General features: G+C 70.3%; 26 protein-coding genes and 1 pseudogene. 5 read left to right on the forward strand and 22 right to left on the reverse strand.

The features are described from left to right. Positions 1–7: 7 nt before the first annotated feature. The 6 genes from hpaH to QM638_RS03170 are packed head-to-tail and all read right to left on the reverse strand — an operon-like array spanning position 8 to position 6,532. Positions 8–793, reverse strand: coding sequence for a 2-oxo-hept-4-ene-1,7-dioate hydratase (gene hpaH / locus QM638_RS03145; RefSeq protein ID WP_415140477.1), 786 nt, complete (start codon positions 791–793; stop codon positions 8–10). A 42-nt stretch (positions 794–835) separates the two neighbouring features. Then, entirely contained in the window at positions 836–1,540 is a 705-nt protein-coding gene (locus QM638_RS03150) for a hypothetical protein (RefSeq protein ID WP_415140478.1), read from the reverse strand. Continuing rightward, positions 1,537–3,426: an FAD-dependent monooxygenase gene (locus QM638_RS03155; RefSeq protein ID WP_415140479.1), complete on the reverse strand. Its 1,890-nt coding sequence runs from the start codon at positions 3,424–3,426 to the stop codon at positions 1,537–1,539. The genes QM638_RS03150 and QM638_RS03155 overlap by 4 nt, the downstream gene beginning before the upstream one ends. A gap of 10 nt (positions 3,427–3,436) precedes the next feature. Further along, positions 3,437–4,621 (reverse strand): DUF3500 domain-containing protein, encoded by a 1,185-nt coding sequence (locus QM638_RS03160; protein ID WP_415140480.1) that lies wholly within the window; start codon positions 4,619–4,621, stop codon positions 3,437–3,439. 11 nt (positions 4,622–4,632) lie between these two features. Further along, complete coding sequence (locus QM638_RS03165; RefSeq protein WP_415140481.1) at positions 4,633–6,105, reverse strand: NAD-dependent succinate-semialdehyde dehydrogenase; 1,473 nt, start codon at positions 6,103–6,105, stop codon at positions 4,633–4,635. A gap of 25 nt (positions 6,106–6,130) precedes the next feature. Next, positions 6,131–6,532, reverse strand: coding sequence for a RidA family protein (locus QM638_RS03170; RefSeq protein WP_415140482.1), 402 nt, complete (start codon positions 6,530–6,532; stop codon positions 6,131–6,133). Between the two features lie 329 nt (positions 6,533–6,861). Here QM638_RS03170 and QM638_RS03175 point away from each other — a divergent pair, with 329 nt between their 5' ends. Next, on the forward strand, positions 6,862–7,659 hold the full coding sequence (locus tag QM638_RS03175; protein ID WP_415140483.1) for an IclR family transcriptional regulator: 798 nt from the start codon (positions 6,862–6,864) through the stop codon (positions 7,657–7,659). Between the two features lie 64 nt (positions 7,660–7,723). Here the strand turns inward: QM638_RS03175 and QM638_RS03180 are convergent, their stop codons facing one another. The 3 genes from QM638_RS03180 to QM638_RS03190 all read right to left on the reverse strand — a co-directional run bounded on the left by QM638_RS03180 (position 7,724) and on the right by QM638_RS03190 (position 11,788). Further along, a complete protein-coding gene (locus QM638_RS03180) occupies positions 7,724–8,011 on the reverse strand; it encodes an amidase family protein (protein WP_415140484.1) in 288 nt (95 codons plus the stop codon). 556 nt (positions 8,012–8,567) lie between these two features. Continuing rightward, the gene (locus tag QM638_RS03185) at positions 8,568–9,770 is read right to left on the reverse strand and encodes a class I SAM-dependent RNA methyltransferase (protein ID WP_415140485.1); all 1,203 of its coding nucleotides are present in this window, start codon (positions 9,768–9,770) and stop codon (positions 8,568–8,570) included. After that, a complete protein-coding gene (locus QM638_RS03190) occupies positions 9,767–11,788 on the reverse strand; it encodes an APC family permease (protein ID WP_415140486.1) in 2,022 nt (673 codons plus the stop codon). Before QM638_RS03190 ends, QM638_RS03185 begins: the two co-directional genes overlap by 4 nt. 55 nt (positions 11,789–11,843) lie before the next feature. Here QM638_RS03190 and QM638_RS03195 point away from each other — a divergent pair, with 55 nt between their 5' ends. Beyond that, the gene (locus QM638_RS03195; protein WP_415140487.1) at positions 11,844–12,506 is read left to right on the forward strand and encodes a potassium channel family protein; all 663 of its coding nucleotides are present in this window, start codon (positions 11,844–11,846) and stop codon (positions 12,504–12,506) included. Beyond that, complete coding sequence (locus QM638_RS03200; protein WP_415140488.1) at positions 12,506–13,177, forward strand: potassium channel family protein; 672 nt, start codon at positions 12,506–12,508, stop codon at positions 13,175–13,177. Before QM638_RS03195 ends, QM638_RS03200 begins: the two co-directional genes overlap by 1 nt. A gap of 61 nt (positions 13,178–13,238) precedes the next feature. Here QM638_RS03200 and QM638_RS03205 read toward each other — a convergent pair whose 3' ends face one another. From QM638_RS03205 to dut, 4 genes are all read right to left on the reverse strand, one after another. Then, positions 13,239–13,961: a DUF3159 domain-containing protein gene (locus tag QM638_RS03205; RefSeq protein WP_415140489.1), complete on the reverse strand. Its 723-nt coding sequence runs from the start codon at positions 13,959–13,961 to the stop codon at positions 13,239–13,241. Next, the gene (locus QM638_RS03210) at positions 13,954–14,325 is read right to left on the reverse strand and encodes an OB-fold nucleic acid binding domain-containing protein (protein ID WP_415140490.1); all 372 of its coding nucleotides are present in this window, start codon (positions 14,323–14,325) and stop codon (positions 13,954–13,956) included. The genes QM638_RS03205 and QM638_RS03210 overlap by 8 nt, the downstream gene beginning before the upstream one ends. Positions 14,326–14,332: 7 nt before the next feature. Beyond that, positions 14,333–15,034: a DUF3710 domain-containing protein gene (locus QM638_RS03215; RefSeq protein ID WP_415140491.1), complete on the reverse strand. Its 702-nt coding sequence runs from the start codon at positions 15,032–15,034 to the stop codon at positions 14,333–14,335. A gap of 66 nt (positions 15,035–15,100) precedes the next feature. After that, positions 15,101–15,604 (reverse strand): dUTP diphosphatase, encoded by a 504-nt coding sequence (gene dut / locus QM638_RS03220; RefSeq protein ID WP_415140492.1) that lies wholly within the window; start codon positions 15,602–15,604, stop codon positions 15,101–15,103. Between the two features lie 52 nt (positions 15,605–15,656). Here dut and QM638_RS03225 point away from each other — a divergent pair, with 52 nt between their 5' ends. Both QM638_RS03225 and QM638_RS03230 read left to right on the forward strand, forming a co-directional pair. Next, entirely contained in the window at positions 15,657–16,121 is a 465-nt protein-coding gene (locus tag QM638_RS03225; RefSeq protein WP_415140493.1) for a DUF3093 domain-containing protein, read from the forward strand. Positions 16,122–16,164: 43 nt separating this feature from the next. After that, positions 16,165–16,530, forward strand: a complete 366-nt coding sequence (locus QM638_RS03230) for a DUF4235 domain-containing protein (protein WP_415140494.1) — start codon at positions 16,165–16,167, stop codon at positions 16,528–16,530. A gap of 56 nt (positions 16,531–16,586) precedes the next feature. On the opposite strand, the gene QM638_RS03235 is transcribed toward QM638_RS03230, so the two are convergent. From QM638_RS03235 to QM638_RS03275, 9 genes and pseudogenes are all read right to left on the reverse strand, one after another. Next, the gene (locus tag QM638_RS03235; RefSeq protein WP_415140495.1) at positions 16,587–16,877 is read right to left on the reverse strand and encodes a DUF4193 domain-containing protein; all 291 of its coding nucleotides are present in this window, start codon (positions 16,875–16,877) and stop codon (positions 16,587–16,589) included. Positions 16,878–17,144: 267 nt separating this feature from the next. Beyond that, on the reverse strand, positions 17,145–18,011 hold the full coding sequence (locus QM638_RS03240; RefSeq protein WP_415140496.1) for an inositol monophosphatase family protein: 867 nt from the start codon (positions 18,009–18,011) through the stop codon (positions 17,145–17,147). Beyond that, the gene (locus tag QM638_RS03245) at positions 18,008–19,156 is read right to left on the reverse strand and encodes a ferrochelatase (protein ID WP_415140497.1); all 1,149 of its coding nucleotides are present in this window, start codon (positions 19,154–19,156) and stop codon (positions 18,008–18,010) included. The genes QM638_RS03240 and QM638_RS03245 overlap by 4 nt, the downstream gene beginning before the upstream one ends. 75 nt (positions 19,157–19,231) lie before the next feature. Beyond that, the gene (locus QM638_RS03250) at positions 19,232–22,048 is read right to left on the reverse strand and encodes a DEAD/DEAH box helicase (RefSeq protein ID WP_415140498.1); all 2,817 of its coding nucleotides are present in this window, start codon (positions 22,046–22,048) and stop codon (positions 19,232–19,234) included. 60 nt (positions 22,049–22,108) lie between these two features. Continuing rightward, entirely contained in the window at positions 22,109–22,990 is an 882-nt protein-coding gene (locus QM638_RS03255; protein ID WP_415140499.1) for a diacylglycerol/lipid kinase family protein, read from the reverse strand. 80 nt (positions 22,991–23,070) lie between these two features. Beyond that, a complete protein-coding gene (locus QM638_RS03260; RefSeq protein WP_415140500.1) occupies positions 23,071–23,472 on the reverse strand; it encodes a hypothetical protein in 402 nt (133 codons plus the stop codon). Continuing rightward, complete coding sequence (gene tatC, locus QM638_RS03265; protein WP_415140501.1) at positions 23,469–24,305, reverse strand: twin-arginine translocase subunit TatC; 837 nt, start codon at positions 24,303–24,305, stop codon at positions 23,469–23,471. The genes QM638_RS03260 and tatC overlap by 4 nt, the downstream gene beginning before the upstream one ends. 17 nt (positions 24,306–24,322) lie before the next feature. Next, positions 24,323–24,622 (reverse strand): twin-arginine translocase TatA/TatE family subunit, encoded by a 300-nt coding sequence (tatA, locus tag QM638_RS03270; protein WP_415140507.1) that lies wholly within the window; start codon positions 24,620–24,622, stop codon positions 24,323–24,325. Between the two features lie 43 nt (positions 24,623–24,665). Beyond that, positions 24,666–24,997, reverse strand: a pseudogene (locus QM638_RS03275) (WYL domain-containing protein); the annotation flags it as partial.

A 24,997-nucleotide genomic window follows, 5' to 3' on the forward strand; every position in this document is an offset into this window, starting at 1 on the left:
GTTGGTCTCAGGCGAAGCGGCATGAGATCGTCCCCAGCGGTCCGTAGTCGCAGACGACACTGTCACCCCGCGAGACCCACGTCGGGCGGGTGAAGGAGCCCGCGAGGACGAGCTCACCTGCCTCGAGCCGGGTCTCGTGCTGGTGCAGCTTGTTCGCCAGCCAGGCCACGCCGCTCGCCGGATGATTGAGCACGCCCGCCGCGACGCCGGTCTCCTCGATCGTCTCGTTGCGGTAGAGCAACGCCGAGACCCACCGCAGGTCGACCGCGTCCGGGCGGGTGGGCACTCCCCCGACCACCATGCCGCCGTACGCCGCGTTGTCCGCGATCGTGTCGACGATCGTGCGACCCTCGAGTTCGATGTGGGAGTTGAGGATCTCCAGCGCGGGCGTGACGTACTCCGTCGCACGCATCACGTCGAAGAGGGTCACGTGCGGGCCCTCGAGCGGCTCGGCGAGCAAGAACGCCAGCTCGACCTCGATGCGCACGTTGGAAAAGTCGTCGAACGGGATGGTCGAGCCGTTCTCCCAGACGGTGTCGTCGAGCATGACGCCGTAGTCGGGCTCCGTGATACCGGTCGCGGCCTGCATGGCCCGCGAGGTGAGCCCGATCTTGCGTCCGACCAGTCTCCGGCCCGCCGCCAGGTTCTGGTCACGCCACACGCCCTGGATGGCGTAGGAGTCCTCGACGGTGGCCTCCGGATGACGGGCGGTAATCCGAGGCATCACCGTGTGCCGGCGATCCGCCTCGGCGAGCTCGCTCGCGAGGGCGGTGATGGTCTCAGCGGGCAGCATGGGGCCTGCTCCTCTCCGTCGGGTTCGAGGTGAGACCGGCGCTCATCGACCGGCCCGCCATTTGTCGTACCTGGATCGCCACTCGGCGTTCATCGGGAAGAGCCCCTCGATCGGATGACCGGCCCGGACCTGCTCGGCGATCCAGCCGTCCTCGTCCTCCTGGGCGAGCGCAGCGTCGGCGACCTCGTCGGCGAGCGCGGGCGGGATCACGATTGCCCCGTCGGCGTCGCCGACGACGATGTCACCGGGCTGTACTGTCGCGCCCCCGCAGGCGATCGTGAGATCGGCGTCCCACGGCACGTGCTTGCGTCCGAGTACGGCCGGGTGGGCTCCGTTGCTGAACACGGGGATCCCGATCGCCGCGACCGCCGCGGCGTCCCGCACCCCACCGTCGGTCACGATGGCAGCGGCTCCTCGGGCGAAGGCCCGCCAGGCGAGCACATCGCCCAGTGTCGCCGAGGCGGCTTCACCACGCGCCTCGATCACCAGCACCTCCCCTTCGCCGATGGAGTCGAAGGTGCGCTTCTGCGCGTTGTAGCCGGCTCCGTGGGAGGCGAACAGATCCTCGCGCAACGGTACGAACCGCAGCGTGCGGGCCGTACCCACGAACGACTGACCGGGAGTCAACGGCTTCGGGCCGTCGATGAAGACGTGTTCCAGGCCGCGCTTCTTCAGCTGTGCCGACAACGCCGCCACAGGCGTACGCGCCAGCTTTTCGCGCAGTTCCGCCGTCAGCTGATGGCTCATCGGGCCTCTCCCGTCTGCATGCAGCGGCTGAAGAACTCCGTGAGCTCGACGCGAGCATCCAGCGGCAGGACGTGAGCTACGTACTGATCCGGACGGACGACGACGATGCAGCCCTCCCGTGCGACGCCGCGACGCTCGAAGAAGTCGTCCTCGGGGTCGACGGCGTGGGTCTTCTCGTAGTCGATGAGCTCCCACGGTCCCTTGCGCGGCTTGAAGATCTCGGGCACGTTCCCGATCTCGACCTGCTCGTAGGGGCCCTGGAAGACGACCTTCACGTCGAAGAGAGCATCCAGCTCGGCGTCAGCCCGGGTGTAGCGGACGACGGGCGAGTCCGCAGACTCGCGCAGCCACTCGGCGAACTCGCGAAGCTGGACGGAGTCGGCCTCGGTCGCACCGTCGGCGAAGGCGTAGATCCGCCAGCGGCCATCGGCGCGGGCGTGGTGGCCGAGTTCGAGCGGGTTCGCGTCGGCGACCCGGACGACAGGAGCGGAGTGGAAGCGCTTGCCGATCGGGAATCCGGTCGCGAGCCCCTGGTGGGTGCCCTCGCCGGTAATCATCGAGGGCCGGTAGTGGGTGCGGAATCCGGCGGGGAACTCGGACGTCTTGACGTAGAAGGCAGCCAGTTCGTCCGACGGGATGTCCTCCGGGTCGCGGGTCAGCATCTCCGACCATTCGCGGTCGAAGTCGATCAGGTTCTGAGCGACCTCGGCCCGCTCCACGTGGTAGGTGTCGAGCAGGCTTTCGGGACTGAGACCACCGATGACCTGGGCAAGCTTCCAGCCGAGGTTGAACGTGTCCTGCATGGAGACGTTCATGCCTTGGCCGGCCTTGGCGCTGTGGGTGTGGCAGGCGTCGCCGGCGACGAAGACGCGCGGGCTCCTCGTGCCGGCGTCGGCGGCGAGGTCGTCGAACTTCGGAGTCAGCCGGTGGCCAACCTCGTAGACACTGAACCAGGGCACTTCGCGAACGTCGAGCGTGTAGGGCGCCATGATCTGGTTCGCCTTCGCGATCGCGGCCTCGACCGTCGTCGTGCGGACGGCGCCCTTATCGTTCGGGTCGACCTCGCCGAGGTCGACGTACATTCGGTAAAGGTAGCCGCCCTCGCGAGGGATGAGCTGCACGCCTCCGTGCGGAGTCTGAATCTGCGACTTCATCCGGATGTCGGGGAAGTCGGTCACGGTGAGGGCGTCCATCACAGCCCAGGCGTGCAGCGCTTGCGTGCCCTCGAGCCGCATGCCGAGGGACTCCCGCACACCGCTGCGCGCGCCATCGGCGCCGACGACGTACTTGGCGCGGACCGTCCTCTCCTTGCCCTCATGCTCACCCGCGGTGCGGCGCAGTCGGACCTGGACCGGGTACTCCTCGCCGTCAGTGATGTCGAGGTCGACGAACTCGTGCCCGAAGTCCGGCGTGATCCGGCCGGGACCGTACGCGGCTGCTTGTGCGAGGTAGTCGATGACGCGGGCCTGGTTGATGATCAGGTGCGGGAACTCGCTGAACCCGTGCGGGTCGTCGGGGACGCGCTGGGTCCGCACGATCCGGGTGGGGTCCTCGGGCTCGGAGGCCCAGAAGTTCATCGCCGTCTGGTTGAAGGCCTCGGCGATGATCGGCTCGGCGACTCCGAAGGCCTGGAAGGTCTCGACGCTGCGTGCCTGGATCCCGTCGGCCTGCCCGAACTCGAGTCGGCCAGGGCGCCGTTCGATGAGCCGCGCGTTGATCGAGGGGTATTGCGAGAGCTGCGCGGACAGGAGCGTCCCGGCGGGGCCGGCACCGACGATGAGCACGTCCATGACATCAGGGAGGTCGTCGGGGCGGTCGATACCGTATCCTGCGGCCGGCTGGATGCGCGGGTCGCTGGTCACGTACCCGTGGTGGTGGAACTGCATGGGTCTTCCTTCAGTGCTTGACGTAGACCTGGGGCACGTACCAGGCCTCGGTGGACAGGGGGGCGTCTTCGGTCGGTCGGTGGGAGACCAGGCGTCGCTGCAGGTGGGCGCCGTGGTGTCCGTGGTTCTCGTAGTGGTCGAGCAGCAGGTCGTGGCCGAGGTCGTTGTCGAGGTCGCGCCAGATGGTGTGGACGTGTTGCCCGGCCGCAACGGCGTTGTCGGCCTCCACCAGGAGGTCCTCGGTCGAGATCCGGTAGTAGTGCGCGGTGTCCACCGCTGTACCGCCTGCCCAGGCGAAGCGGAGCCGAGCTGGGTCGCCGGCCAGGATTCGGCGTCGGTACTGCTCGGTGATCTCCTCCGGGCCAGCCTCGACGAAGAGGAGGGCGAGGTCGCGTACAGCGGCGAGCTGGTCACCCGACAGCTCGGATCCCTTCACCCCGGACGGGTCGGCCTTGATGAAGGCGAGTGCCTCGCGATCGGCGTCCGTGATCTCGTAGCCGACGATGCCGAGGTCGACGTGGTCCGACCACTCTTCGGCTCCGACCCGCGGAACCTGCCGGGTGACGAAGTCGGCCGGGGCGACGTCGTGGATGTGCGCCTCGTCGCGCAGGTCCGCCGTCAGGGAGTGGAAGATCTCCAACGCTCGTCGGCCATTCTCACCGAGCGGGTCCAGCACCCCGGCCGGGATAGGCATCGCCCCCATCGCGAACGGCGTGATGGTGAGGTATCGCTGGGCCACGATGGTGAAGCTGAGCGAGAGGTGGTGGCCGATGACCCGCCAGCCCCACGTGTCCTCGAAGCCAGGGCGGCCGAAGAACGTCAGCCAGTAGCCCTCAGGGCTGCGGAACTCGCCCGCGATGACTCCGAAGCCACGCTCGATCACCTCGAGCTCGCGCAGCATGTTCTCGGTGGCCATCACGGACAGCACCTGGCTATAGCCGCGCATCGACAGGCCGGACTTGATGACCGCGTGGGCGAGGGTGCGCTGGTGGTGGTCGAGCTTGAACATCGGCACACCGGTCCGGTCGGGCTTCGGGATGAAGTCCCAATCGAGGCGCCGGGTGTCGTCCATGTCGGGGATCAGCGCCTGTGCGCGCAGGTCAGGTGCGAGGGTGTCGAGCAGCGCCCAGGTGGTGAAGAGCATCCGTTTGATGGTCTGCGGAGCCTCGTAGGTCACGGCGGGAAGGTCAGTCATCAGATCCTCGCTCAGGCAAACGGGTTCGGGGTGAGGGTGTACTTGGTCTGGAGGTACTCGTGGATGCCCTCGTCCCCGCCCTCCCGGCCGAGCCCCGATTGCCTCCAGCCACCGAACGGCGCGGCAGCATTCGAGACGACGCCCACGTTGAGGCCGCTCATCCCCGTCTCGAGCCGCTCGATCATCCGCTGGCCCCGGGCGAGGCTCTCGGTAAAGACGTACGACACCAGGCCATATTCGGTCTCGTTCGCGATCGCCACCGCCTCGTCCTCGGTCTCGAAGGTCGTGACCGCCAGGACCGGTCCGAAGATCTCCTCCCGGAACAGGCTGCTGTCGCGAGGTACGTCCGCGAGGACCGTGGCCGGGTAGAAGCTGCCCGGCCCGTCCACCCTGCTTCCACCGATCCGGATCGCGGCACCGCGGCCGACGGCGTCCTGCACCAGGGAGTCGGTCTTTGCCACGGCCGTGTCGTCGATCAGCGGGCCGACGGTGACCCCATCCTCAGTGCCACGTCCCATCTTCATGACGGAGACCCGGTCGGTGATCCGGCGGGTGAACTCCTCCGCCACGGAGGCGTGCACGATGAAGCGGTTGGCCGCGGTGCAGGCCTGACCGATGTTGCGGAACTTGGCAGCCATCGCTCCCTCGACCGCCTTGTCCAGGTCAGCGTCGTCGAAGACGACGAAAGGGGCGTTCCCGCCGAGCTCCATCGACGTCCTCAGCACACCATCGGCCGCCCGCTTCAGCAGGCTCACCCCGACCGGCGTGGAGCCGGTGAAGGAGAGCTTGCGCAACCGCGGATCGGAGATGATCGCCTCCGAGACTGGCCCGGTTTCGATGGTGGTCAGCACGTTGACCACACCGGCCGGGACCCCCGCCTCCTCGAGGAGCTGCGCGAAGTAGAGCGTGGTCAGCGGAGTCAATGCAGCCGGCTTGATCACGACCGTGCACCCGGCGGCGAGCGCGGGGGCGATCTTGCGCGTCGCCATCGCGAGCGGGAAGTTCCAGGGCGTGATCAGATAGCACGGGCCGACCGGGTGATGGGTCACGATCATCCGACCGGAGCCCTCCGGGTTGGCTCCGTACCGACCCTGCACGTGGGCGGCTACCTCGCTGAACCACCGGACGAACTCTCCTCCGTAGGCGACCTCACCGCGGGCCTCGGCCAGCGGCTTGCCCATCTCGAGGGTCATCAGGAGCGCGAACTGCTCCTTGCGCTCCTGGAGGAGGTCGAAGGCACGGCGCAGGATCTCGGCCCGCGTCCGGGCGGGAGTCGCTGCCCAACCGGGGAACGCCGACGCGGCAGCGTCCATCGCGGACCGGGCGTCCTCCACGCTCGCACTGGCGATCGTCTTGAGAACCTGGCCGGTGGCAGGGTCGCGGACCTCCAGCGTGCCGCCGCCGGTCGCCGGTCGCCAGCTGCCGTCGATGAACAGGTCGTCCTGGACGGAGGCAAGCAGCGCAGCCTCGTCGATAGTGCTCAACTGAGTGTCTCCTTGATGGTAGGTCTCACGCGCCCGAGGAGGGCAGCACGGCGAGAAGGTCGCAATGGATCAGGGCGCCGCCCTCAAGCCGGGCGGCGAGGACCTGCCGGGCAGGCCGGCCGGCCGGGTCGGGGAACATCGCCAGCCACTCCCGATTGAGCGCCTCTCGCTCGCGCGGCTCGGCGAGGTGAACGGTCAGCTTGAGGATGTCGTCGCAGGAGCCGCCGACCGCGGCGAGCAGTGCGCGAACGTGACCGAAAACGTTCGCGCACTGCTCCTCAAGCGACGCCGGCATCTCGCGGGTCTCGGGATCGCGGCCGGTCAAGGCCCCGGAGGCGAGGAATGGGCCGATCCGGCTGCCCGTCGGGATGGGGTTAGCGTGCGCGAACCCCGGCAGGTTGATGCTGCGTCGAGCGAGATCGGACACGACTCAGCGCTCCGCGACGGACTGCACGTGATGCTGCACAAGTGGGCCAACTCCGAGAAACACAATGACCTCCATGGGGTGATCCACTCCATCCGTCCTGTTGCCTGGCGCCGAAGAGAGGTAAGCGAGGGATCATTGAAGAGCGTGAGGCCGGCCACGTCTGCGCCAGTTTCCGATAAACGGACATCTTCCGGAATCGCGCGGAGCAAGCACAGAGGCAGCCGGAGGAGTGAACATCGGCCTCCGGCCTCTTAGCTTCAGCCCAGCCGTTCCGGCGGCACCCGCCCGTTCGTTGACGCTCGCCCGTAAGGCAGTCCAATATTTGGACTATGGAAACCTATAGCCCCGCCGGTTCACTGAATCGAGCGGTCATCGTACTCAAGACCCTCGCCAGCGCCGGCGAGAACGGCATGGCCTTAACCCACCTGAGCAAGCGATGCGGGCTCCCCCACTCCTCCACCCACCGCGTGCTGCGGCAACTATGCGCGGCTCAGCTCGTCTACCAGACCGCGCCCGACGGGCCCTATGCGTTGGGATCGCTCGCGTTCGAGCTGGGCGTCGCAGCCGCGCAGCAGTTTGATATCCGTGGACGCAGTCGGGAAGCGGTCACGAGTCTGGCCAACGAAGTTGGGGACACCGCATACCTGTTCTTGCGGAGCGGCTCGGAGGCAGTCTGCTTGGACCGGGTTTTTGGTACGGCGCCAGTTCGCGTAGTCACGCTGCGCATCGGCAGCAGGCGCCCGCTCGGTCTCGGGGCGGGAGGGCTGGCGATCCTCGCATCTCTCGAGGAGGTCGAACGCGAGGCGGCCATCCGCGACGTGGCCCCGGTTCTTGCTAGCGAGCGCGCGATCGAGGAGACCGATTTGCGGCAGATGGTCGCAACCTCACGCGAGCGGGGATACGCTTACATCGAAGGTGATCTGACACCGGGGGTCTGCGCCGTCGGGAAGTGGATCCTGAACTCCTTCAGGCGACCGATCGGCGCGGTCAGTATCGCGGCCCCGGCCAACCGGCTGCCGCCATCGAAGGTCCCGGACGTGACCCATGCTCTCGACCGTGCGGTCAATCGCATCGAGTTGTCCCTGTTCACCGCCGAAGCTGCCTCCCCCGTCGTGCGAGCGACCTAGGCAAGGAAGCGCCAAGGCTCCATGCCGACCTTCGCGAGTCGATCGTCCATCGACGCCAAGCTCATCACAGGACGGATGAGACCAGGGGTGCCTGCATCAGGTGCCAGTCGGTCAACGTCTGGAAGGGATGGGCGACGCCGAGGACTAGCCGATCGGCCCCGGGCTTCCCGATCAACCGGAGGCCCGGCGGGAGACCCTGGGAGCTTGGTCCCATCGGCACGGAGATCGCCGGCCACCCCAGCGCATTGACGGTCGCGGTGAGTGGAAAGAACCGCTGGATCCTTTGGACATTCGCAGGCGGTAGCGCATCGCGAGGAGTCGTCGGCGTCAGCAGCACGTCGACCTGTGCCATGGCACGGGCGGCTCCTTGAGGGCTCGGCGCGCCATCTACACCGCCAGATAGTCGCGCGCCGTCAGAAGCGCACTGGTATCGATGAGACGACGAGCTGACCTGCCGAGCTGGTCGCACTGTTGCGCGAGCTGATCGGACATCGTCGCGAAGCGCTCGGCGACGGTGCCCAGCGCGGCTACCGCGCCAAGGTCAGCCCAGAGCCTCCACGAACCCGGGATTCACTACGACGCCGAGGCGGCCAAGAACCAGCTCGGCCACACGTCCAAGACCGTCACCGAACGGCACTACATCGACCGACGGCTCGTGGTGCCGGACTACCGGGCCGCTACCGAGCGGCTGGCTCCCCGGAGCGATCCCCCGGACGATTCGACTATGGGGCTCTGAGAGCCCATCGATCCCTCCGAACGGCCCATGAGTCCTCTCCGCTCTCCGCGGTGGCCTACGGGCCGTTTTCGCGTTCTCAGGGGTCGCCACGCCCACTGTCGAGGGCGGTATCAAACTCAAAGCGCGCCCCGAGGCCGGGTCTCCGGGGTTGGCGTCAACGGTGCGGCTTGTATCACCGCAGGTCCGAGCCGGTCTTCGTGAGCAGGGCCACGCACTCGACGTGGTGCGTCATCGGGAACAGGTCGAAGGCACGCAGCGAGGTCGGCCGGTAGCCGAGCTCGGCGAAGGTGGCCAGGTCCCGGGCCAAGGCGGCCGGATCGCAGGCGACGTAGGCCACCGCTCGCGGAGCACGGGCGGCCACCGCCCGCACCACCGCGCCACCGGCGCCCTCGCGCGGCGGGTCGAGCACCACCAGGTCGACCGGGTCCGCCGGTGTGCTGGCCGGGGCGGCCGCCAGCACCCCCGCCACCTCGCCGCCGTACACCCGGGCGGCCGGGACGTTGCGAGCCGCGTACGACGAGGCGGTCCGATCGCCCTCGACGGCCGTCACGGTGCCGTCCGGGCCGACCCGGTCGGCGAGGAAGGCGGAGAAGAGCCCCACCCCGGCGTACAGATCGAGCACCCGGTCGCCGGGGCGCGGGTCGAGCCCCTCGAGCACGGCGCCGACCAGGGCCGCCGGCGCCCCCGGATGGACCTGCCAGAAGCCGTCCGCGGCGACCTCGAAGTCGTGGCCGGCAGCGGTCGATGGCTCCACCCGCTCCCGGACCGTCCCCGGCCGAGGCTCGCGGGCATGCGGCGCGGCGAGCAGGCACTCCTCGATCTCGATCACCTCGTGCGAGCGGTGCTTGCGCATCCCCCGTCGCGGAGTGCCGTCCGCGGAGCCGAGCGGCACATAGCGCTGGCGGGTGCGCCAGCGCAGCCCGCCGACATCGCCGGGGACCTGCTCGACCACCAGCCCGGTCAGCAGCGGGTCCCCGGCCGCGAGGCCGGCCAGCCGGACCAGCTGCTCACGGATCACGCTCGCCTTGAGCTCACGCTGGGCCGGCAGCGCGACGTGCTGGAAGTCGCAGCCGCCGCACCCGTCGGGACCGGCGTAGCGACACGGCGGGCTGACCCGGTCGGGCGAGGGGTCGAGGACCTCGACCGCGTCACCGCGCCAGAACGAGTCCCGCTCACCGCCCTCGGTGATCACCAGCACCACCCGCTCGCCGGGGAGCGCGTGCCGGGTGAAGACCACCCGGGGACGGTCCTGCCCGGGCACCTCGACCCGGGTCACGCAGTGTCCGCCGTGGGCGATCGGCCCGACCACGGCGGTGAACCTGGTGCCGACCATCGACCGGCCACGGGTCCGTCGCGGCCGGGTGGGGCGTCTCATCGCTGGCCGCGGTAGTTGGTCCGGCCGCGCACGCCCGGCGCCACCCAGTACTGGTCGTTCAGCTCGCGAGCGCGCAGCTCCGAGGAGCGCAGTTGGTAGGGCACCGAGGTGACCATCACCCCAGGGGTGAACAGCAGCCGGCCCTTGAGCCGCAGGGCGGTCTGGTTGTGCAGGAACTGCTCCCACCACCGGCCCACCACGTACTCCGGGATGTAGACCGCCACCACGCCGCGGGGATAGGCCTTGCGGATCGCGCTGGCGTAGTCGACCACCGGCCGCACCAGCTCACGGTACGGCGAGTGCAGGACCTTCAACGGCATCGGGAAATGCCGCTCGTCCCACTCCTCCAGCAGCCGGGCGGTCGCCTTGTCGTCCACCGAGACGGTCACCGCCTCCAGCGTGTTGGGGCGGGTCGCCTGGGCGAAGGCGAGGGCACGCAGGGTCGGCTTGTGCAGCTTGGAGACCAGCACGATCGCGTGCACGCGGGTCGGCATCACCGCGTCGTCCGCGTCCGCGGCGAGCTCGGCGGCCACCCGGTCGTAGTGCCGGCGCACCCGCCGCATCATGTAGTAGAAGAAGATCATCGCCAGGATCGTGATCCAGGCGCCGGCCAGGAACTTGGTGACCAGCACGACCACCAGCACCACCGCGGTCAGGGTGAGCCCGATCGTGTTGATCACCCGCGACCGGGCCATCCGACGGCGGACCACCGGGTCCCGTTCGGTCTTCAACACCCGGGTCCAGTGCCGGATCATGCCGAGCTGGCTGAGGTTGAAGGAGACGAACACGCCGACGATGTAGAGCTGGATGAGCCGGGTGGTCTGGGCGTCGAAGGCGACGATCAGCACGATCGCCATCACCGCCAGGAACAGGATGCCGTTGCTGTAGGCCAGCCGGTCCCCCCGGGAGCCGAGCGCGCGCGGGGCATAGCCGTCGCGGGCCAGGATCGAGCCGAGCACCGGGAAGCCGTTGAAGGCGGTGTTCGCGGCCAGCACCAGGATGATCCCGGTCACCGTGACGACGATGTAGAAGCCCGGCGAGAAGCCGTCGAAGACCGACTTCGCGATCTGGGCGATGGTGGCGTTCTGGGTGTGCGCGTCGCTGAGCGGATGACCGTTGAGCAGCAGCCGGTGCTGCTGGCTGGGGTCGACCATCCGCAGACCCATCTCGTTGGCCAGCACGATGACGCCGATCATCATGGTGATGGCGATCATCGCCAGCAGCGCGAGCGTGGTGGCGGCGTTCTTCGACTTCGGTCGCCGGAAGGCCGGCACCCCGTTGCTGATCGCCTCGACCCCGGTCAGCGCCGCCGACCCCGACGAGAAGGCCCGGGCGAGCAGGAAGACCAGCGCGATCCCGCCGAGGCTGCCGGACATCCCGGAGGTCGGCTCGATGGTGTACTTCGCGCTCTCCACGTCCGGCAGGTCGCCGGCGACCATCCGGATGAACCCGACCACGATCATGATCAGGATCGCGGTCATGAACGCGTACGTCGGGATGGCGAACGCGGTCCCGGCCTCCCTGATGCCACGCAGGTTCATCGCGGTCAGCACCAGCACCAGCGCGACCGCGAACAGCGCCTCGTGGCCGCGCAGGGCCGGGATCGCGGCCGAGGCGTAGTTGGCGCCGGAGGAGATGGAGACCGCCACCGTGAGCATGTAGTCGACCAGCAGCGCGCTGGCGACCGTCGTACCGGCCCGGGCGCCGAGGTTGACCGTGGCGACCTCGTAGTCACCGCCGCCCGAGGGGTAGGCGTGCACCGTCTGGCGATAGGAGGCGATCACCGCGGCCATCACCACCGCGACGGCGATGGCGATCTTCCACGACCACACGTACGCCGACGCGCCGGCGACCGAGAGCATGATGAAGACCTCGTCGGGCGCGTAGGCGACCGAGGAGAGCGCGTCGCTGGCGAAGACCGGTAGCGCGATGCGCTTGGGAAGCAGGGTCTCCCCGAGTTGAGAGCTCCGTAGCTTGCGACCCAACAGGATCCGCTTGGAGACGTCGCCGACACCCACGACGGAGAAGGCTACGGCACTCCCGGACCAAACGCTTCCTCGATACGGTACGTGGGTGCACGTAGTGATCATGGGGTGCGGCCGGGTCGGTTCGACCCTGGCGCGCGGCCTCGAGGACCGCAACCATACGGTGTCCGTCATCGACCAGGACCCCGACGCCTTCCGCCGCCTCGGACCGGCCTTCAACGGCGACAAGATCGCCGGGATGGGGTTCGACCAGGCGGTGCTGGACAAGGCCGGGATCCGCCGGGCGGATGCCTTCGCGGCCGTCTCCAGCGGCGACAACTCCAACATCATCGCCGCCCGGGTGGCCCGCGAGACCTTCGGCATCCGGCAGGTGGTGGCCCGGATCTACGACCCCGGCCGGGCCGAGGTCTACCAGCGGCTGGGCATCACCACCGTCGCCACCGTGAAGTGGACCGCCGACCAGGTGCTGCGCCGGCTGCTGCCGGCCGGCGCCGAACCCGACTTCCGTGACATGTCAGGCACCATCCGGGTCGACCAGACGCCGGTGCCGGAGGTGTGGATCGGGGAGCGCACCATCGTCTTCCAGGAGCAGGCTCGGTGCCGGATCGCCTGGATCGACCGGCTCGGCGAGGGCGTCCTGCCCACCAGGGAGAGCGTCATCCAGGAGGGTGACGTGCTGCACCTGGTGATGCGCGAGGAGAATGCCACCCACGCCTATCAGACGATCAAGCACGGGCCGGAGGAGCACTGATGCGAGTCGCGATCGCCGGAGCCGGCGCGGTGGGACGCTCCATCGCCAGCGAGCTGATCGGCAACGGGCACGACGTGCTGCTGATCGACAAGAACCCCGAGTCGATCAAGCCCGAGCTGGTGCCGGACGCGGAATGGCTGCTGGCCGATGCCTGCGAGCTGTCCTCGCTGGAGGAGGCCCGCCTCGATGCCTGCGACGTCGTCATCGCCGCCACCGGCGACGACAAGGCCAACCTGGTCTGCGCCCTGCTGGCCAAGACCGAGTTCGGCGTGCCGCGCACGGTCGGCCGGGTCAACCACCCCAACAACGAGTGGCTGTTCACCGAGGCCTGGGGTGTGGACGTGAACGTGTCCACACCACGGATCATGTCGGCCCTGGTCGAGGAGGCGGTCACCGTCGGCGACCTGGTGCGGCTGTTCACCTTCCGCCGGGGCAACGCGAACCTGGTCGAGCTGACCCTGCCGACCGACTCCCCCTATGTCGGCAAGCCCGCCGGGCTGATCCCGTTCCCGGAGAACTGCGCGCTGGTCTCGGTGCTGCGCGACGGGCAGGTCTACGTGCCCGAGCCGGAGCGCCCGGTCGAGGAGGGCGACGAGCTGCTGTTCGTCATACCGAGCGAGAAGGAGGCGGAGCTGCAGCAGCTGCTCGCGCCCACCCATCACGCCGGCTGAGCCGTCGCACTCTCCGCGCACTTCCCGGGCCGGCTCGGGCCGGCTCGGGCCGGGGAAGCTCTCAGGCCGGCCGGACCGGATCGGGCTCCGTGGCGCCCTCCAGCGGCGTGTGATTGCGAGCCAGCAGCCAGACCATCGCCCCCCAGGAGCCGATCCGCAGCACCCAGCCCAGGCCGGTGCGCAGGATGCCCAGCAGCAGCACCGCGGTGTCCTTGTCCAGCGGCCCGTAGTAGGCCAGCAGCAGCACCGGTCCCTGCAGCAGGACGCCGATCGCGCCGGGCAGCAGGAACAGCCAGGTGAGCCTGGTGCAGAGTCTGACCACCTGCCGGTCGGCATGCCAGCCGGTCGGATCGCCGCTGACGCTGCCGACCATGAAGCCGATCAACGGCCAGCCGGACAGACAGCTGGCCACCATCGCGATCGTGTAGACGCCGCTGAACAGCACCCCCGGGACGAAGTAGGCGAGCGCCTGGTCCTGCTCGGTGCCGCCGAGGCTGCCGGCCAGCCGGACCACCAGCCAGCCGATCAGGATGCCGAAGATGGCGTTCCCGACGTACTGCAGGGTGGAGCGCTGCACCAGCCGCAGCACCAGCGCGATCCCGGCCACCAGCGCACCGGCGATCAGCGAGCTCCGCAGATCCTTGCTGATCAGCCACACCACGGTGAAGGCGACACCGGGCAGGCCCGCCTCGAGCATGCCCCGCCGGCCGCCGAGCGAGGCCGACATCCGGCGTCGTACCACCGCCTCGACGGTCTCCACCGTCGCCGCGTGCGGCTCACTCATGGGGACCCGGGATCAGGGTGTAGCGCGGGTTGTAGAGGGTGCGGACGCCGTCGTGGGAGCCGATCCGGCCGATCACGTCCAGCGACCGACCGGGGTTGATCCCGGCGATCCGGCGGCGGCCGAGCCACACCAGGGTGATCACCCCGGAGCCGTCGAAGAGCTCTGCCTCCAGCGCCGGCACTCCGCCGCGGGGCCGCAGCGTGACGGTGCGCAGCGTGCCGCGCAGCCGCACCTGGGCGCGGTCCGGGGCGTCCACGATCCGGGCCACGTCCTTGTTCGCATAGGCGTCCTGCAGGTCCCGCGCCTCCTGGGAGGCGTTGTTCGCCCAGGCCGAGAGGCTGCGCCGCAGCCGGCCCTTGCTCACTCCTACCTCACTCCTCCGGCGCGTCGACCCGGTGGGCGTTGGCCGGCAGCACGACCGGCAGCGCCTCACCCTTCGGCTTGGCCTCCTTGCCGCGCCGTACCACCACCTGACCGAGCAGTTGCTCCCACTCCCGGCCGGCCTCCTCGTCGACCGCCGGCCGGCCCAGCAGGGTGGCGCGCAGCATCCACCGCGAGCCGTTGACACCGATGATCCGGGAGGCCTGGACCCCCGTCTGACCGTCCGGCGTCTGCACGGTCAGCTGGCACAGCAGCTCCGCTCCCCACGGTCCCTCCCGGTCGGAGGTGGCGCCGCCGCGCTGGGCGACGTCGGCGCGCAGCAGCGGGAGTGCCTCGGACCACAGATCGCCGTCCCGCGGCGCCGCGAAGGCACGCAGCTCCAGCGCCCCGTCCTCGGCGGCGAGGAGCACCGAGGCGATGGCCCCGCTGGCCTCATCGACCTGCAGCCGCAGCTCCTTGCCCGGCGCCGGCGCCACCAGCAGCGAGCCCAGGTCGACCCACGAGTCGTCCACCAGGTCCTCGGGTGTCTCGTCCGCGTCGTAGGGGCCCGCCGGAGCGGTCTCCTCGGCGCCGGTCTCGTCACTCTCCTCGGCCCCGTCCGCCTCGGCGACCCCGTCCTCGCGGCTGTCCTGGTCGACGGCAGTCTCACCGTCGGTGGCGGTCCTCGTCTTCGCCCTGCGAAGGAACTTCACGGCTCTCGTCTCTCTAGCCCGGCTGGGTGTCGCTGTCAGTGCTGTCAGTCTGGTCGGTCCGTGCGGTCAGTGCTGGTTGTCGACGCCGTCGGTCTCGCCACGGCGTCGCCCGGCGCTGCCCAGCACGGTGGTGTATCCGGTAGAACCGTATCCCCCCGCTCCACGCACCGACTCGGGCAGCGCGTCCACCTCGACGAACCGCGCCTGCTCGACCCGCTGGATGACCAGCTGAGCGATGCGGTCGCCGCGATGCAGCACCACCTCCTGGGCCGCGTCGGTGTTGATCAGCAGCACCTTGATCTCGCCCCGATAGCCGGCGTCCACGGTCCCCGGGGTGTTGACGATGCTCAGCCCGTGCCGCGCGGCCAGGCCGGACCGGGGGTGCACCAGGGCGACATAGCCCTGCGGCAGCGCGATGGCGATCCCGGTCGGCACCAGCGCCCGCTCGCCCGGCGCCAACCGGACGTCGACAGCGGTGCTCAGGTCGGCGCCGGCGTCGCCGGGGTGGGCATAGCCGGGGACCGGCAGGCCCGGGTCCAGCCGGTGCAGGGCTACCTCGATCTCACTCACGCCCACGGACCCTATCGGTCGGCGGTTGGCCGCTGATGGGAAACTACGCGATGTGAGCAGACCGGCGTACGAGGAGAGGCTGAGCGTCCCGTTGCGCTGGTGGGTCCAGGGGACGATGTTCATCGCCACGGTGTGGATCGCCGTCATCCTGTGGGTGCCCGAGGCGCTGGCCTGGACCATCACCGGCGCCATCGTCGCCCTGTTCGCCGCGATGATGCTCGCCTACGGCTCCCCCCGGATCGTGGTCGCCGACGGCATGCTCCGGGCCGGGACGGCGCAGGTGGAGGCCGAGTATCTCGGTACGGCGGAGGCACTGAGCCCCGAGGCCGCCAGGCTCACCGCGGGCCGCGACGCGGACGCGCGGGCCTACCTGCTGCTGCGGCCCTATCTGACCCACGCGGTCAAGGTGCAGATCACCGATCCGGCCGACCCGGCGCCGTACTGGCTGCTCTCCACCCGCCACCCCCGGGGGCTGGCGCAGGCGATCGAGCAGCTGACCGCCGCCGTCTCGGACTGAGCCCCGCCCGGCCGACGGGGGACCAGCCTCTAAGGTGGGTCCCATGGCGAAGTCGAAGGCTGACCAGACCGACAGTGCTGACCAGACCGACAGTGCTGACCGGACCGACGGTGCTGACGGGGCCGAGAAGAACTCGAAGATCTGGGCCGCGATGGCGCTGATCGCCGGGCTCGGTGCGGCCCGGGTGACGAGCAAGGTGCTCAGCACCGGCTGGCGGGCCTCGACCGGCCGCAAGCCTCCGGCCAACCCGGCCGATCCCGACGTCGAGGTGTGGGAGGCGGTGGTGTGGTCCGCCGCCACCGGCGCGGCGGTGGCGATGGCCAAGATGTTCGCCCAGCGCCGGGCGGCGAACTACTACGTGAGGTCGACCGGTCACCTGCCCAAGCAATTGGAAAAGGACGGCCGCTGAGCGCAGCCGTCCTTCCCTGATCGTGGTGGCACCAGTCCTGGCGACACCCGCCCTGGTCAGGCGCAGTCGAAGCAGATCATCTTCTCCGCGTCCGCCAGTTGGCTGCGGTGGTGGACCAGGAAGCAGCTCATGCAGGTGAACTCGTCCTGCTGCTTGGGCTTGACCTCGACCGCCAGCTCCTCGTGCGAGAGGTCCGCGCCCGGCAGCTCGAAGGACTCGGCGGCCTCCGCCTCGTCCTCGTCGACCTTGCCGGAGTTCTTGTCGTGACGGCGCGCCTTGAGCTCTTCGATGCTCTCTTCGGACTGGTCCTCTTCATTCTTGCGTGGTGCGTCATAGTCCGTCGCCATGCGCCACTCCCCTCTCTCTCCTCAACCCGAGTTCGCTGGTCCTCGGCTCACCCTGCGGGCCGCGATTGTGCACCATCGGTGCCCGATATGCCTATCCGTATACCTACTCGGGCGGGCCAGCGACGCGTGAACGTCTGATGACAGCCTGCTATTCCCGGCGGGAAGGCTAGAGCATCGACGGCCCACACCGCCGCCGATCTCACGGCGTGTCAGCGCGTGCGGGCCCGTGTCTGCCCGTGTCTGTCCGTGTCCGGCCCCAGTCGGGTCTCAGTCGGGGGCGACGCCGGCCACCGCGTCGGGTGCCAACAGACCCGCCTCGGCCACCAGCGTCCACAGCTCGTCGTAGCCGTGCCCCGGCGCCACCTGGATGAACCGCGTCCCGCCGACGCCGGTGGCGACCTCCCAGCGTGCCCCGGCACCCTCGGCGACCAGGCAGGCCGCCGCGTGGTCCCACACGTGCACGCCCTCCTCGACATAGGCGTCGAGGGTGCCCTCGGCGACACCGCAGATGTCCAGTGCGGCCGACCCCATCCGTCGGAGGTCGCGGACCCGCGGCAGCAGTGTCACCATCGCGGCGGCCTGCAGTTGCCGGATCCGGGCATCGTAGGAGAACCCGGTGGCCACCAGGCGCTGGTCGAGCGGCACCGGCGGGCGCACGGCGAGGGGCCGACCGTCGCGACGAGCCTCCACCATGGTGGCGGTTCGGTGGGCGGTGAACCAGACGTCGCGATCGACGTCGACCACGACGCCTGCCACCACCCGGCCGTCGTGCTCGGCGGCGATGGAGACCGCGTAACGACCGATGCCGTAGAGATAGTTCACCGTGCCGTCGATGGGGTCCACGATCCAGCGCACGCCGGTGCTGCCGACGGTGTCGTCCCCCTCCTCACCGTGGAAGGCATCCCCCGGGCGTCGTCTGGCCACCACCTCGCGGATCAACGACTCGCTGGCCCGATCGGCCTCGGTGACCACGTCGGTCGGGGTGGACTTGGTGGCCGCCACCGCGACCGCGCCGCGGCGTCGCTCGCGGACCAGTGCGGCCGCCGCGGCCGCGGCCTCGGTGGCCACCTCGAGCAGTTCCACCGGGTCGGCGGGGCCGACCGGGTCAGCGGCGCCTGGGCCGATCTCGCTCATCGCCGTGCCTCGGCGGCGTACTGGGGCGAGTCCACCCCGCACAGCGTGGGCCGGTCGGGTTCACGAGCGTTGGCGCAGCAGCCGACCGGGCAGCGGTCCCAGCACGCTCCCAGGGCACCGACGCTGACCGGGGCGACCGGCTCGCCCCGCTCGGCCGCGGCTCGCTCGAGCACCAGGTCGCGCACCGCCGCCACGAACCTGCGGTCGGTGCCGGCGGTCGCGCTGCGACGGGCCTGGATGCCGAGCTCGGCCGCGGTGGCGAGCGCCTCGGTGTCGAGGTCGTAGACCACCTCCATGTGGTCGGAGACGAACCCGACCGGACAGATCACCACGGCGCCGACGCCCTCATCGGACAGCTCCCGCAGGTGGTCGTTGACGTCCGGCTCCAGCCACGGCATCTGCGGAGGACCGGAACGGCTGCAGTACGCCAGGGACCAAGCGTGGCCGGTCCCGGTCTCGGCCGCCACCCGGTCGGCGATCGCCGCCGAGACGTCCAGGTGCTGGCGGCGGTAGGCATCGCCCGCACCGGGCGCGCCGCTGGCGGCGGCCATTGTGTCCGGGATCGAGTGGGTGACGAACACGAGCCGAGCGTCCTCGCGCACCTCGGCCGGCAGGTCGGCCAGTGCGACCAGGACGCCGTCCACCACCGGTTCGGTGAAGCCCGGGTGGTTGAAGTAGGGACGCAGCTTGTCGAGCACCGGGCCGTCCCGTCCGGCTTCGCCCGGGTCCGCCGGGCCCGCCTGCCCGGCCAGGGCGTCGTACAGGTTCTCCCGGTACTGCCGGCAGGAGGAGTACGACGAGTAGGCGCTGGTGACGAAGACCGCCGCTCGGCGGATGCCGTCCGCGCGCATCTGAGTCAGGGTGTCGGCCAGGTAGGGCTCCCAGTTGCGGTTGCCCCAGTAGACCGGCAGGTCGATGCCGGCCGCCGCCAGATCGGCGCGCAGCGCGGCCAGGAACGCGCGGTTCTGGTCGTTGATCGGCGACCTCCCGCCGAAGCCGAAGTAGTGCTCGCCGACCTCGACCAGTCGCTCCCGCGGGATGCCCCGGCCGCGGGTGACGTTCTCCAGGAAGGGCACCACGTCCTCGGGTGCCTCCGGTCCGCCGAAGGAGAGCAGCACCAGCGCGTCGTACGGCGAGACATCCATGCCACTCATCGTATTTCAGCGCCGCCGCCGGTCGACCGCCGGATCATGCGACCGCCCCGGTCGGCGAGGTGCGGCTCACTCCGTCAGCGCGGTGTAGGCGACCACGCCCCGCTTGAGCGCGTCGATCGCGCGCCGGGCGGTGACGCGCAACGGACCGCCTCCGGCCGCGTCCGCGACCTGGCCGGCGAGGTCGATGAGCTGCTTGACCCAGCGGACGAAGTCGCCGGCGGCCAGGTCGACCGCGCCCAGGACGTCGTCGAGGTCGTCGCCCTCGGCCCACCGGTAGGCGGCCCAGGCGAACCCGAGGTCCGGCTGGCGCAGGAAGTCCAGCCGGTGGTCGCGCTCGAGGGCGTCGAGCTGCCCCCAGATCCGCACCATCTCGGCCACCACCTCCTTGACCCGACCGCCGGGCAGTCGCGGGGGTGCCGCGTCGTCGGCGCGGCGGGCCTCGAAGACCAGCGTGGACAGCACCGCGGCCAGCTCGGCCGGGGTGAGCTGGGTCCACAGCCCGGCCCGCAGCGACTCGGCCGCGACCAGGTCGAGCTCGGAGTAGAGCCGCATCAGCCGCGCACCCTCCTCGGTGACCTGCTCCCGGCCCGCCTCGCCGGCCAGGTAGCCGAGCGCGACCAGCACGTCGCAGACCCGATCGAAGGTGCGCGCCACGGTGTTGGTGCGCGCCTCCACCCGGCGGCGCAGGGTGTCGGTGTCGCGCTCGAGCTTGAGGTAGCGCTCGGCCCAGCGGGCGTGGTCCTCACGGTCCGGGCAGTCGTGGCAGGGGTGGGCCCGCAGCCTCGCCCGCAGGTCGGCGATGCGACGCTCCACGTCACCGGACCGGGCCGCTCCGCGACCACGCCGCCCGGTGCCCGAGCCGGCGTACGGCACCGGACGCAGGTCCCTGGTGCGTTCGCGCAGCTGGGCGGCGAGGTCACGACGCTGCTGCGGGTTGCGCGGGTTGAACGACTTCGGCACTCGGAGCCGGGTCTGCGCCGCGACCGGGGTGTTGAAGTCGATCAGCGCCAGCCGCCGCGCCTGCCGGTCCATGGTGACGACCTGCGGACGCGGGTTGACCGGGTCCCGGCCGGGGTCGAGCACCACCGCGTACCCGGCGAACTTGCCGGTGGGCACCTCGATCACGTCCCCGGGCCGCAGTCGCTCCAGCGAGGCGATGATCTCGTCGCGGCTCTCACTGCGCCGCTCGCGAGCGGCGCCCTTCTCGATCTCGGAGACCTGCCGACGCAGGTCGGCGTAGGCCATGAAGTCGCCGCGGTCGCACTCGGCCGCCTGGCGATATCCGGCCATCGCCTCCTCCGCCTTGCGCACCTGCCGGGCCAGGCCCACCACCGCCCGGTCGGCCTGGAACTGGGCGAAGGACTGCTCCAGCAGCTCGCGGGAGCGGGCCCGGCCGAACTGGTGGACCAGGTTGACCGCCATGTTGTACGACGGCCGGAAGCTGCTGCGCAGCGGATAGGTGCGGGTGGAGGCGAGCCCGGCCAGCTCGCGAGGGTTCATGCCCTGCTGCCACAGCACGACGCCGTGCCCCTCGACGTCCAGACCGCGGCGCCCGGCCCGCCCCACCAGCTGGGTGTACTCCCCCGGCGACAGGTCGGCATGGGTCTCGCCGTTCCACTTGGTGAGCTTCTCGATCATCACCGTGCGGGCGGGCATGTTGATGCCCAGGGCGAGGGTCTCGGTGGCGAAGACCGCCTTGACCAGCCCCCGGGTGAACAACTCCTCCACCACCTGCTTGAAGGCCGGCAGCATGCCGGCGTGGTGGGCCGCGACGCCGCGGGTCAGGCCGTCGAGGAAGTCGTGGTAGCCGAGCACGTGCCGGTCCTCGGCTGCGAGGTCGGCGCAGGCCTCCTCCACACAGGAGAAGATCAGGTCGCGCTCGGCCGGCGTGGTCAGCTGCAGGTTCGCCGCCAGGCATTGGCTGACCGCGGCGTCGCAGCCGACCCGACTGAAGACGAAGACGATGGCCGGCAGCAGCCGCGCGCGCTCCAGCGCGATCAGCGCCTCGGGACGGCTCGGGATCCAGATCCGGCGACCGTTGCCCACCTGGCGCCGGCCGCCCCGGTTGCGGTCACGAGGAGAGCGACGGTCCTTGATCCGAGAGGCGGCCCAGTCGTCGCGCGCCAGCTTCATCAGCTCGCCGTTGACCGGCGCGCCCTCGGTGACGAACCCGGCCGCGGCGTCCACGTCGGAGGAGGCGAACAGATCCACCAGCCGCCGGCCGACCATCACGTGCTGATAGAGCGGCACCGGCCGCCGCTCGGAGATGATGGTGGCCGTCTCGCCGCGCACCGTGGTCAGCCACTCGCCGAACTCCTCGGCGTTGGAGACCGTCGCGGAGAGCGAGACCACCGAGACCGACTCGGGCAGATGGATGATCACCTCCTCCCAGACCGCGCCCCGGGAGCGGTCGGCGAGGTAGTGCACCTCGTCCATCACCACGAACCCGAGACCACGCAGGGTGTGCGAGCCGGCGTACAGCATGTTGCGCAGCACCTCGGTGGTCATCACCACCACCGGGGCCTCGCCGTTGACCACGTTGTCCCCGGTCAGCAACCCGACCTGGTCGGGGCCGTACCGGGCCACCAGGTCGTGGTACTTCTGGTTCGACAGCGCCTTGATCGGGGTGGTGTAGAACGCCTTGCGACCGGTGGCCAACGCGAGATGGATGGCGAACTCGCCGACGATCGTCTTACCGGACCCGGTCGGCGCGGCGACGAGGACGCCGCGGCCCTGCTCGATCTCGTGGCAGGCCTGTACCTGGAAGTCGTCGAGAGCGAAGTCGTAGAGCGCGGCGAAGTCGGTGAACACCGGATGTGCCTGCCCCCGCCGGAACTCGGCGTACTTCTCGGCTGGACTCTGCGGGGCCGGGGAGGCGTCCATGGCTGCGAGCCTACGGCAGCGGCGCAACGGGCGAGGCGCCCGGAGCAGGCTCCGAGCCCGCTACCGAGGCCCGTCGACCAGCACGTCGACCGCCCCGGCCACGCACTCCACCGTGAGCGGGAGCGGGCCGAACCGCTCGCCGTCGGCGTACGCGGTCACCTGGGCCGCGGCCAGCGTCAGGGAGCGGACCCGGATCCGTTCGAAGGCCGGGTGGTGGACGTGTGCTCCGGTGCGCACCTGCGGAAAGACCTTGAGGAACTCCAGCTTGGAGACCGGCTTGATGATGATGACGTCCAACAGGCCGTCGTCGGGCCGGGCGTCGGCGGGCAGCCGCAGCCCACCCCCGTAGGAGTCGGTGTTGGCGATGGCCAGCAGCATCGCCTGCTGGCGCCGCTCCACCCCGTCCAGACAGAGGGTGTAGTCGACCGGACGCCAGTGCCGCAGCACCGCGAAGGTGGCGAGCGTGTAGCGCAGGTCGCCGTGCGGCCAGCGCATCGCGTTGGCGCGCGCGTTGACCGCGGCGTCGAAGCCCGCCGCCATCACCGTCGCGAACCATCGATCGCCGGACCGGCCGAGGTCGAGCGTGCGGGTCCGTCCGCGTACGACGACGTCCGCCGCCGCCAGCGGATCGCCGGTCGGGAGGCCCACCGACCGGGCGAAGTCGTTGCCGGTGCCGATCGGGATCACCCCGAGCCGGGTCGGGCTGCCGGCCACCGCCTGGATCGCCAGGTGCAGCATCCCGTCCCCGCCGAGCGAGACCAGCGTGTCGACGCCGTCGGCGACCGCCTTGCGAGCCAGCTCGACCGCGTCGTCGACGTCGCTGCCGACCAGGAGCTCGACCTCGCCGGCCGTCGCCAGCCGCGCCAGCACGTCGTCCTGGATCCGATGGGCGTCGCCCCGGCCGGCGGCGGGGTTGGCGAGCAGCGCGATACGGCGGGTCACGGGCGGAACACTATCGGCCGCGGCGCGCGGAGTTCGCGGTCATGGCCGTCCGGCGCGGCCGCCGGATGGGAGGCCGGCCCTCACCCACCGCAGCGGAGCTCGACGAGGTACGACGACGGTGGTGCGCCGAGTGCCTTGGCGAAGCGCCCCAGTGCGTCCAGCGCCGCGTCCGCGTCGACGCCGGTGCCGGGCAGCGCCAGGGTCAGCCGGCCCAGCCGGGCCAGCACGAAGAGGTCGCCGCGCCGCCAGGCCTCGTGGGTGGCCCAGCGCAGCCGGTCGTCGGCCACCGGGGCCGGGAACGCCTGGTCGACCGCGAGCAGGTCGCACTCGATCTGCTCCGCCCCGTCGGTGAGCGACCCGGCGACCAGGTTGGTGCCACGCAGCGCGACCGCGCAGCGCCAGGTGACCTGGTGGACGCCGAGCCACTCCGGCAGCTCGAACGGGTCGATCGGGTCCCAGGCCGGCGGCTGGACCGCGCTCACAGCACCGACGGCTTGTCGGGATCGATGGCGTTCTTGGCGCGGCGCGCGGCGCGGCGGTTGTCGGTGATCCGGGCGATGATCTCGGAGATGAAGAACAGGATCACCATCGGGACCGCCATCAGACTCATGGTGAACGGATCGGTCGACGGGGTCGCGGCCGCGGCGAAGACGAAGGTGCCCACGATGATCCACGGCCGGAAGCGAGCCAGGGTCTTGCCCGGCAGCACGCCCGCCCGGTTGAGCAGGACCACGAAGACGGGGATCTCGAAGGCGATCCCGAAGACCAACAGCGTCCGGCTGAAGAAGGAGAGGTACTCGTTGAACTCGACCAGGTTGGTCAGGCCCTTCGGCGTGAAGCCGATCAGGATCTCCAGGCCCTTGGGCAGGGTCACGTACCCGAGCACCACGCCGCCGAGGAAGAGTGGCCCGGCGATGATCAGGAAGATGCGCGTCCAGCGCTTCTCCTGCGGGTGCAGCCCGGGCAGGATGAAGGCCCAGATCTGGTAGAGCCACAGCGGGCTGGTGCCGATCAGCGCGGCCAGCCCGCACAGCTTGAGGTAGAGCAGGAACGAGCCACCGGCGCCGGTGGTGGTCGCCTCCGTGGTGCCGGAGTCCAGGGACTTCTTGGCCAGCTGGTACGGGTGGTAGACGAGGTCGAAGAGCTGGTCGAAGAAGAACAGTGCGACGATGAAGCCGACCACCAGCACCAGGGCGGCCTTGAGCACCCGCGCGCGTAGTTCACGAAGATGGTCGGAGAGCGCCATCCGCCCGTCGGGACCGACGGGATGGACGGGCGTACCGCGAAAGAGGCCGACGACGCCCGCGATCGACAAGCCAGTGACCTATCGGTTCAGTTGGAGCCGCCGGCGAGGCGCTGCCGCTCCGCGTCCAGCTCCGCCTGCCGACGGTCGAGCTCGGCGAGACGCTCGGCCTCGGCCGAGTTCTCCAGCTCCGCGGGAGTGGTCTCGGTCTCGGTCTTGTCCTTCTCCTCGTCGTCCCGCAGGCCGCGGGTCTCCGCCTTGAAGATGCGCAGCGCCTGACCCGAGCCGCGGGCCAGGTCGGGGAGCTTGGCCGCACCGAAGACCAGTACGACGATCGCCAGGATCACGAGCCATTCGGCGCCCTGCGGCATGCCGATCAGTGGGTTCAACATCGAGAGGACCTCATCTACCTCTGGGGGACAACATCACAGTCTACGCATCTTCGCCGTACAAGCTCAGTGCGTCCTGTGCCGTGGTCATGAATCGTAGGGTGAACGGTTCCGGGTCCAACGACCCGGGGTGCGCCACCACGCTAGCCCACGGTGCGAGCCGGAGCAGGAGCCGGTTGAGCCAGCGGTCATCGAAGAACTGCAGGTCGACCTCCAGCTCGCCCTCGGGCAGCTCGCGGGTCGCCAGCACCGAGTAGTACTCCGCCACCCATCGGGCCGCCGGGCGCAACCGGAGCGTGACCACCCGGGCGTCCTCGGCGGCGCGGGTGAGGGCGGGCTCGGCCGGGGCGTCCCGGGTCGGGCCGTCGGCCGGCC

The organism is Nocardioides sp., from assembly GCF_047606145.1.
GTDB lineage: Bacteria > Actinomycetota > Actinomycetes > Propionibacteriales > Nocardioidaceae > Nocardioides.